The sequence below is a fragment of the Oleiphilus sp. HI0123 genome (genome assembly GCF_001635315.1).
The window spans coordinates 1-8,351 of the sequence record NZ_LWGE01001143.1 but is presented as its reverse complement, the minus strand read 5'-3'; the positions used below and the strand labels follow the sequence as shown (position 1 = coordinate 8,351).

At 46.7% G+C, this 8,351-nt stretch carries 9 protein-coding genes; 4 read left to right on the top strand and 5 right to left on the bottom strand.

Features of this window, described 5'->3' with window-relative positions; translation table 11 throughout:
* Nucleotides 1-1,242 (top strand): iron-containing alcohol dehydrogenase (locus tag A3761_RS12075; RefSeq protein ID WP_231881214.1); only part of this gene is annotated, 1,242 nt, incomplete at its 5' end.
* 164 nt (nt 1,243-1,406) lie between these two features.
* Nucleotides 1,407-1,673 carry a 30S ribosomal protein S20 gene (gene rpsT, locus A3761_RS12070; protein WP_068511686.1) on the top strand — a complete coding sequence of 89 codons (267 nt, stop codon included), beginning with the start codon at nt 1,407-1,409 and terminating at the stop codon, nt 1,671-1,673.
* A 64-nt stretch (nt 1,674-1,737) separates the two neighbouring features.
* Here rpsT and proB read toward each other — a convergent pair whose 3' ends face one another.
* From proB to rplU, 4 genes are all read right to left on the bottom strand, one after another.
* Nucleotides 1,738-2,871, bottom strand: coding sequence for a glutamate 5-kinase (gene proB / locus A3761_RS12065; RefSeq protein ID WP_068740431.1), 1,134 nt, complete (start codon nt 2,869-2,871; stop codon nt 1,738-1,740).
* Nucleotides 2,872-2,913: 42 nt separating this feature from the next.
* Nucleotides 2,914-4,116, bottom strand: coding sequence for an Obg family GTPase CgtA (gene cgtA, locus A3761_RS12060; protein ID WP_068511679.1), 1,203 nt, complete (start codon nt 4,114-4,116; stop codon nt 2,914-2,916).
* Nucleotides 4,117-4,245: 129 nt separating this feature from the next.
* Entirely contained in the window at nt 4,246-4,506 is a 261-nt protein-coding gene (rpmA, locus tag A3761_RS12055) for a 50S ribosomal protein L27 (protein ID WP_068509869.1), read from the bottom strand.
* Between the two features lie 71 nt (nt 4,507-4,577).
* Complete coding sequence (gene rplU / locus A3761_RS12050; RefSeq protein ID WP_068509871.1) at nt 4,578-4,889, bottom strand: 50S ribosomal protein L21; 312 nt, start codon at nt 4,887-4,889, stop codon at nt 4,578-4,580.
* Between the two features lie 413 nt (nt 4,890-5,302).
* On the opposite strand from rplU, the gene ispB reads away from it, so the two are divergent.
* Together ispB and A3761_RS12040 are read left to right on the top strand one after the other, a co-directional pair.
* Entirely contained in the window at nt 5,303-6,271 is a 969-nt protein-coding gene (gene ispB, locus A3761_RS12045) for an octaprenyl diphosphate synthase (protein WP_068739567.1), read from the top strand.
* Nucleotides 6,272-6,336: 65 nt separating this feature from the next.
* Entirely contained in the window at nt 6,337-7,848 is a 1,512-nt protein-coding gene (locus A3761_RS12040; protein WP_068567565.1) for a wax ester/triacylglycerol synthase family O-acyltransferase, read from the top strand.
* A 49-nt stretch (nt 7,849-7,897) separates the two neighbouring features.
* Here the strand turns inward: A3761_RS12040 and A3761_RS12035 are convergent.
* Nucleotides 7,898-8,351 (bottom strand): DUF2057 family protein (locus A3761_RS12035; protein WP_068750272.1); only part of this gene is annotated, 454 nt, incomplete at its 5' end.

Genomic DNA, 8,351 nt, shown 5'->3' with positions numbered 1-8,351 from the left:
CTACAACTTTGCGAATTACGATTAGGTATTGCCATGTTATTTTCTTTAAAAGTTCAATATTACAAAGGTCTAGCAAAAGCACTAAAGGTCGCTGCAGCAGTCGTTCCGATGCCAAAGCCAACGCTTTTCACTGGTGCAGACTCCTCACTGGAATTATGCGATGCTATTGGCCAACTAGGCATTAAAAAGCTAATGATTGCGACCGATGAAGTACTCGTCAGCATCGGACTAATCGACAAAATCAAAGCTCGCTTGGAAGAACTTGACATCAAATACGTAATCTACGACGGCATTCTTCCTGACCCAACCTATGATCAGGTACAAGCAGGTCTAGACTTATTAAGAAACAACAACTGCGAAGCAATTCTTGCCGTAGGCGGTGGCTCACCGATTGATGCAAGCAAGGCTATCGCAGCACGCGCAACAAATGACAAGCCATTAGAGAAGATGGCCGGCTTATTCAAGTTACGTAAAGCACCTTTGCCACTATTCGCCATCCCGACAACTGCAGGCACTGGCTCAGAAGTAACCATCGTGTCTGTCGTATCAGACCCTGAAACCCATCAAAAGACACCTATCATTGACCCTAAACTGGTACCCATGATGGCCGCTTTAGACGGCGCAATGATGCTAGGCCTACCTGCTGCAGTGACGGCTGCAACCGGAATGGACGCACTGACTCATGCGATTGAGTCTTACATTTCAGTTAATGCTACCGATGAGACCGACGCTTACGGAACAGCTGCTACACGTCTAATCATGGAAAATCTTGAAACAGCAGTGAAAGATGGCAGCAACCTGGAAGCTCGACAAAATATGGCTATGGCGTCTTACTATGCCGGCCTGGCTTTCACCAAAGCGAGCGTAGGCTATGTTCACGCCATCGCCCACAACTTTGGTGCGTATTACTCTACACCACACGGTTTGGCCAACTCGATTGTCCTACCGCATGTTCTGGATTATTCAAAAGATGAAATTACAGAACGTCTTGCCAAGCTCGCGGAAGTAAGCGGGCTAAAAGAAGGTAAAGAAAGCAACAGGGAACTTGCCGATAAGTTTATTCAGCGAATTCGTGAAATGCTCAAAAGCTTTGACATCCCTGAGCAACTTGGCGACCTTAAGACCGAGGACATCCCAAAGATTGCCAAATCAGCTCTTGAAGAAGCACATCTTAACTACCCAGTGCCCAAGTATATGAACCAGAAGGTATGTGAAAACCTGCTGAATAAAATGGTCGCTTAAGTAAAGCAAGTAAGTCTAAGCATAGACTATTGACAAAGGACTAATAAAACGGCATAGTCTCGCGTCATTTTTATATGAACTGGGATCGAGCACTTTTCAGCAACATCAAGTGTAAGCGCTCCCAGTTAATTTTTTAGTAATCCGCGAAATTTAGGAGCAACACGGTGGCCAACTCCCCATCTTCAAAAAAGCGCGCGCGTCAGCAAGAGAAACGCCGCCAACACAATGCTAGCCAACGTTCAATGGTTAGAACTTACATCAAAAAAGTAGACGCTGAAATTGCTGGCGGAAACTACGATAACGCACAAGCAGCTTTCCTAACTGCTCAGCCAATTATCGACGGCATGGTAAACAAGGGTATCTTCCCTAAAAACCGCGCCGCTCGCATCAAGAGCAACCTGAACGCACAAGTTAAAGCCCTTAAAGCTTAAGCTTCGCTCTCAGGCATAAAAAAACCGGCAAACGCCGGTTTTTTTATGCCTGAAGTTTAGCATCTCAAAGCAACACAAGATTATCACGATGAATAAGCTCAGCTTCATGGCAAAAGCCTAGAATCGATAAGATTTCGTCACTCGACTTACCTAGAATCCTCTTCGCATCTGGCGCATCATAATTTACTAAGCCTCGCGCAAATTCCCTGCCAGAACTATCTTTGCACGAGACCATATCACCACGCTTGAAACGACCACTTGCCGAAACAACCCCGACAGACAGTAAACTTTTACCACCACGCTCTAGCACTGCCACAGCCCCATCATCAAGCACCAAATTACCTGCTGTCTGGAGATGCCCTGCCAACCATTGCTTACGCGCAACTTGTCTTGAGGTTGAAGGCAGCATCATAGTACCCAAATCCTCTGCCGCTCTTAAGCGCAACAAAACACTTTCTATCTTGCCACCAACAATCACACTATAAGCACCGGAACGCGCCGCCAAACGGGCTGCTCGCACCTTGGTCGCCATTCCACCACGCCCTAGCGCACCTGCACCACCGGAAGCCATCTCCTCTAGCCGCTCATCTGAGGCCAATACCTGAGTCAACATTTGCGCATCAGCATTTCGACGCGGATCCTTATCAAACATCCCCGCCTGATCCGTTAAAATTATCAGGCCATCAGCCTCAACCAAGTTGGCAACCAAAGCCCCCAAGGTATCATTATCACCAAAACGAATCTCATCCGTCACAACCGTATCATTTTCGTTGATAATTGGAATGGCACCCAACTCAACAATTGAACGAACGGTACTTCTAGCATTCAAGTAGCGCTTGCGGTTAGACAGATCATCGTGCGTCAACAAGACTTGAGCTGTATGCAAGCCATGCTTTTGGAACTCTTCTTCATAGGCCTGAACCAAACCCATTTGCCCGACCGCAGCCGCAGCTTGCAGCAAGTGTAACTCCTGAGGACGCTCGCTCATCCCCAAGCGCGCCATACCTTCCGCCACAGATCCGGAAGACACTAAAATAATTTCAAGCCCCTGACGATGCAACTTAGACAACTGCGCCACCCAGCCACCGATAGACTCTCGAGCCAAGCCCTTACCATCATCAGTCAGCAATGCACTGCCGATTTTCACAACCCAACGGTTTGCACGACTTAGCTCAGCGCGCCCAGTACACTCAGTCATATTGATACAACCCTATCGCCCACCACAAAACCACTCACCACACTACTGAGCATATACCACTTCAACACCATCATCGTCATCGCCGTCATCAAAATCGTCATCCAGCTCCTCACCTGCCAGGCGCTTAGCCTTGCGAGCCGCCTTCAGAGCCTCTAGATTATCTCTAGCTTCCTGATGCATCTTATCCTTAATCAATTGCTCCTGCTCAGCTAAGGCTTCATCAGCTGCCTCAGCCGCATTCTTCTCATCAATCCATGTCATGATATCCCGACACAAGTTCGCTAGACCAGCAGACTTAATTGCCGACACCTGATAAACGGGCCCCGTCCAATTTAACGCTTCTACTAATTTCTCGCATATAGCCTTACGATCTTCTTCTGGCAATAAATCAAGCTTATTCAGAACCAGCCAGCGATCCCGGGAAGCCAAGGTAGGGCTAAACTTTTCCAACTCAGCCGCTATCGCCTGCACCACCTGAGCCGGATCTGAGCCATCGTAAGGCGCCATATCAACAACATGAAGCAACAGACGAGTTCTTACCAAATGCTTCAGAAAACGAACACCAAGGCCCGCTCCTTCTGCAGCACCCTCAATCAAGCCTGGAATATCAGCAACCACAAAACTCTTATGCTCTTCAACACGCACTACACCCAAATTAGGTACTAACGTTGTGAAGGGGTAATTAGCCACTTTAGGCTTAGCTGCAGAAATTGAACGAATCAGCGTAGACTTACCTGCATTAGGCATACCAAGCAAACCTACATCCGCCAACACCTTCAACTCCAAACGCAGGCTACGTGACTCACCTTCACTCCCTTTAGTTGTCTGACGGGGCGCTCTATTCACACTGGATTTGAAACGAGTGTTACCCAAACCATGAAAGCCACCTTGCGCCACGATGAGCTCTTGCCCGATCTCAGTCAAATCCCCTAGCACTTCTTCAGTGTCCGTGTCGATAACTGAAGTCCCTACCGGAACCTGAAGAAACAAACTCTCACCCTTTGCTCCAGTACAATTACGCCCGGCACCCTGCTCACCAGATTGAGCGCGATAATGCCTGACATAACGATAATCGACCAAAGTATTCAGCGACTCACTTGCCACCAGAATAACTGAACCGCCGTCTCCGCCATCTCCACCATCAGGCCCACCCTTCGGAATGTACTTCTCTCGACGAAAGCTCAAGCAACCGTTACCACCTTTACCAGCCTCTACTCCAATTGTCGCTTCATCAACAAACTTCATTGCACACCCCTTAGATTAGTACCCAACGACCAACATTTGACCCTATAAGGAAAATAAAGTCGATCAGCAAATAAATTGCAAAAAAAAAGCTCCGCACAGCGGAGCCTTTTCCAAATCCGTAACGACTGCTTACTCCGCAGCTTCAACCGTCACATATTTGCGGTTCAAAGGACCTTTTGTTACAAACTTCACAACACCACCAGATGTTGCAAACAATGTATGATCCTTACCACAACCAACATTATCGCCTGCGTGGAAACGTGTACCACGTTGACGCACAATAATGTTGCCTGCTTTAACTACTTCACCACCGAATCGCTTAACACCTAAACGTTTCGACTCCGAATCGCGACCGTTACGGGTACTACCACCCGCCTTCTTATGAGCCATTATCCTACTCCTATTGTCTGTTCGTATCTAAACCGGTTTAATTGCTCCTGAGAGCGACCATAAACTCAGTGTTAGCCTTTAATTCCAGTAATTTTCACCTCAGTATACCACTGACGGTGACCCATTCTCTTCATGTGGTGCTTACGACGCTTGAACTTCAAGATACGTACCTTCTCGTGACGACCATGATCAACAACCTCAGCCGTTACTTTTGCACCCTCAACATTTGGCGCGCCAACTTTAACATCGTCGCCATTTGCAACAAGTAATACACGGTCAAATTCAACCGTCCCACCTGTTTCAACTTCAATTTTTTCCAGCTTTAACACTTCACCTTCGGTGACACGGTGCTGCTTACCACCGCTTACAATAACTGCGTACATTTGGTTTTCTCCAAATTTTTCATATCGCCTAACACACCTGAACTTCGGCTAATAATAAGCATTACCCAGATGAATCAAACTTACCAAGACCTATATATTGAGAACTAAATCTCCGGCCTCACTTTCTACCCGCATGTGTTACTTACGACCAATTTTCCCCAAACTGATATTTACAGTTTTTTGAAAAATCTGATCTCCAGTTTCTAAAGGAAGCTCTTTGGCAACCCTATCACTGAGAACACCCATGACTTTTAGGGCGCGCAATTGTATTTTATTCAACCAAGTGTTGCAAGCACATTCTAGCCAAAACAAGACTTTAATTATTGTATGGCGGATAGTAATTCTTGACAGACAAGCACAGCCCCCCTAGCATGTCAGCCAATTTTAGTCGGCTCTATTTTAAGATATTCAATATGCAAATTCAGGCAATCTACGACAGCGTTGAAAAAGACTTCAGTGAAGTAAACCAGTTTATCACTTCCCAGTTATCTTCAGATGTCCCCTTAGTAGAAAAAATTGCGCAATATATCGTCGAAAGCGGTGGTAAGCGTATGCGCCCCTTACTAGTCCTTCTTACCAGCAGAGCCTTAGGGGAAGCTAGTCAGGATCAATGCAAACTAGCCACTATTATCGAGTTTTTGCATACAGCCACATTATTACATGACGACGTTGTCGACACATCAAACATGCGCCGCGGGCGCTCTACTGCCAATGCCAAGTGGGGCAATGCTCCCAGCGTACTAGTCGGCGACTTTTTGTACTCGAGAGCTTTTCAAATGATGGTCGATATCGGCAGCGTTCCGGTTATGGAAGTGCTATCGAATGCAACCAATGTCATTGCCGAAGGGGAAGTTTTCCAGTTAATGAACTGCAAAAACCCTGACGTATCAGAAGAAGCCTATTTTGAAGTCATAAAAAATAAAACAGCAATGCTATTTGAGGCAGCGTCTCACTCTTCAGCTCTGCTTGCAAACGCAAGTACTGAGCAACAAGAAGCCTTAAAGGAATACGGCCTGCAGCTAGGCTTAGCATTCCAGCTGGTTGACGACATGCTGGATTACATTGGCGACGCCGAGACAATGGGCAAGAATGTCGGCGATGACCTGGCCGAGGGCAAACCAACCTTGCCGCTGATCTACACTATGAAAAACGGCAGTGAAGAAGAGCGAGTTCTAATTCGTAAAGCCATCCGTAATGGTGACGCAAGCCAGCTCGATGCAATCTGTATCGCTGTACAAAATAGTGGCGCGCTAGATTACACTAAAAAGCAGGCTGATCTAGCTTATCAAAAAGCATGCGACTGCCTAGGTACTCTTCCAGGCAGCGTTTATAAAGAAGCACTTGCTGGGCTGGCAAAGCTTGCAGTCCAGAGAGACAAATAAGTTATTCCATCGCACAAAGCTTCGATATACTATAAACATTAAAAGTATAAACATGAGCCTGATGAATGCAGCAGCTGTCCGAACTTGATTCTTCGTTTTTATATCTGGAAACCGAACACACCCCTCTCCACGTAGGTGGTGTTTTCGTATTCCAGCGCCCTAAAGGCGACAACACACTTGATTTTGAGCACTTTCAACGTGTACTCCAGTCAAAACTCGGGAATGAACCATTCTTTCGTGAGCGCTTAGTCGAATACCCTCTCAATCTAGACCTACCCGTCTGGACTGACGACCCGGACTTTGACGCCGCCCGACATATCAGCCACGACAAATTAAGCCAGAAAGAAACGCTACTCAATAGCGCAGCCGACTTTTTTAGTGCGCCGCTCGACCGGACTCGCCCTCTTTGGGAAGCTAGATATATTGAGGATTTGCAAGTTGACCCAAGCAAAAGCTACGAGCAAGAACACTTCGCTCTTCTGCTGAAGGTTCACATCGCAGCTATTGACGGAGTAAGTGGTGAAGATATTCTAAGCCAGTTAGTTCATGTCAGCCCTGAAGTGACAAAACCTGAATCAGATCAAGACTGGACACCAACCCCTCTACCCGACACAGGTTCCTGGCTAGGTGCAGCCTATAACAACGTATTTAATATTCCGGCAAAACTCACTTTACTGGCAAAAGACACGGCTGCCTCGGCATTTTACTCCGTTATCACCGAGCGCCTTTCCTCTCTCAACCTTCCATCTAGTCTGATGAAGGTTGCCGACACACCAATGAATCAAAAGATCAGCAAGTCTCGTGCGATCGAGAATATAGAGATTCCTCTCAATCAAGTAAGGTCGATTAAGAAAGGCCTTGGCTCAGTCACAACAAATGACGTTGTCATGGGGATCTGCGCCGAAGCCATTGCCAGCTATCTTAGAGATATGGAAGCCGAGTCCGAATCAGACCTTATTGCGCTAGCACCGATATCTGTTCGCTCAACAAGCCTCGACGTTAAGTCCGGAAACCAGCTAGCCGCCACATTATTCTCACTTGCTAGCACAGAGCAGGACCCGATAAAGCGAATTTGCATGATTCACAAGGCAGCAACCTTGGAAAATCACTACGACTCAGCAATATCAGCCAGCCACTTGACCGAACTCGTTCCCTCTTGCATTGCGGGACTGTCTGCACGAGTTTATTCTGAGTTTCTACTGGCACAGAAACATAAGCCGATGTTCAATTTACCGATCATTAACATTCCTGGCCCTCAATTCCCGCTCTACTTTGAAAATGCAGAATTAACACAATTTATTAGCACTGCGCCTTTATTTGACGGTATTGGTTTAGCACTGATGATTGTGAGTTATAACGGCAATTACAGTGTCACCTGCACCTACAACCCTGAAGCACTGTCCCTTAAGCAACCCTTTGAAAAATACTTTCAGACAGCGATAGAAACGATTCTAAGTAGCGAAACAGAAATACCAGATTGCACCGATATTGATCTGAGTGAGCCAAATACAAACAAGACTGGTTTTATCGAAGATGTTGCCGGCTTAGTCAGCAACATCTTTTGCGTAGGAAAATAGCGGCAAGCTGTAGAGCCAGCTCTTCGACCTAAGCCGACTTAGCGCTTTTTTACTCCTGAAACGCCCAAACCAAAAAGGCTTTTCTATCTTCAGTGCTAGTCTTCCCCCAAAGCTCTTTCAGCGAGACCAGACTGGAAGCAGCTTCACTTTTTGACTCACTCAAGCCTGAGTCGGCGCCAGTCACCTTCCCGGATACGAAAACCTTCTGATTAGCCGAGCTCTTCTCGGTATAGGGGACTGAAACAGCAAGCTCCTGCCCCACCTTATCAACAAGCGATGCAGAGAAGTTTGAAGCCAAGCTACGAGCCTCTCTGATATTATCCGCTTCGGCATATACAAAGTTATATGACTCCCCTGCCAGAGCATTAAACTCGAGCATCACTAACTGTGACTCGGTTTTCTCTGACCTACTATTTCCATTTGTCTGAGGACCAGGCTTCGCCCAGATACTTTCGTACTTGAATACAAGCTGGTTAAGACCGGCTCTCAGGCCATATTTTGTT

Excerpts from the sequence above, each read along its gene's own strand:
- proB (WP_068740431.1), bottom strand. The coding sequence starts at position 2,871 with ATGACTGAGTGTACTGGGCGCGCTGAGCTAAGTCGTGCAAACCGTTGG.
- cgtA (WP_068511679.1), bottom strand. The coding sequence starts at position 4,116 with ATGAAGTTTGTTGATGAAGCGACAATTGGAGTAGAGGCTGGTAAAGGT.
- rpmA (WP_068509869.1), bottom strand. The coding sequence starts at position 4,506 with ATGGCTCATAAGAAGGCGGGTGGTAGTACCCGTAACGGTCGCGATTCG.
- rplU (WP_068509871.1), bottom strand. The coding sequence starts at position 4,889 with ATGTACGCAGTTATTGTAAGCGGTGGTAAGCAGCACCGTGTCACCGAA.
- ispB (WP_068739567.1), top strand. The coding sequence starts at position 5,303 with ATGCAAATTCAGGCAATCTACGACAGCGTTGAAAAAGACTTCAGTGAA.
- A3761_RS12040 (WP_068567565.1), top strand. The coding sequence starts at position 6,337 with ATGCAGCAGCTGTCCGAACTTGATTCTTCGTTTTTATATCTGGAAACC.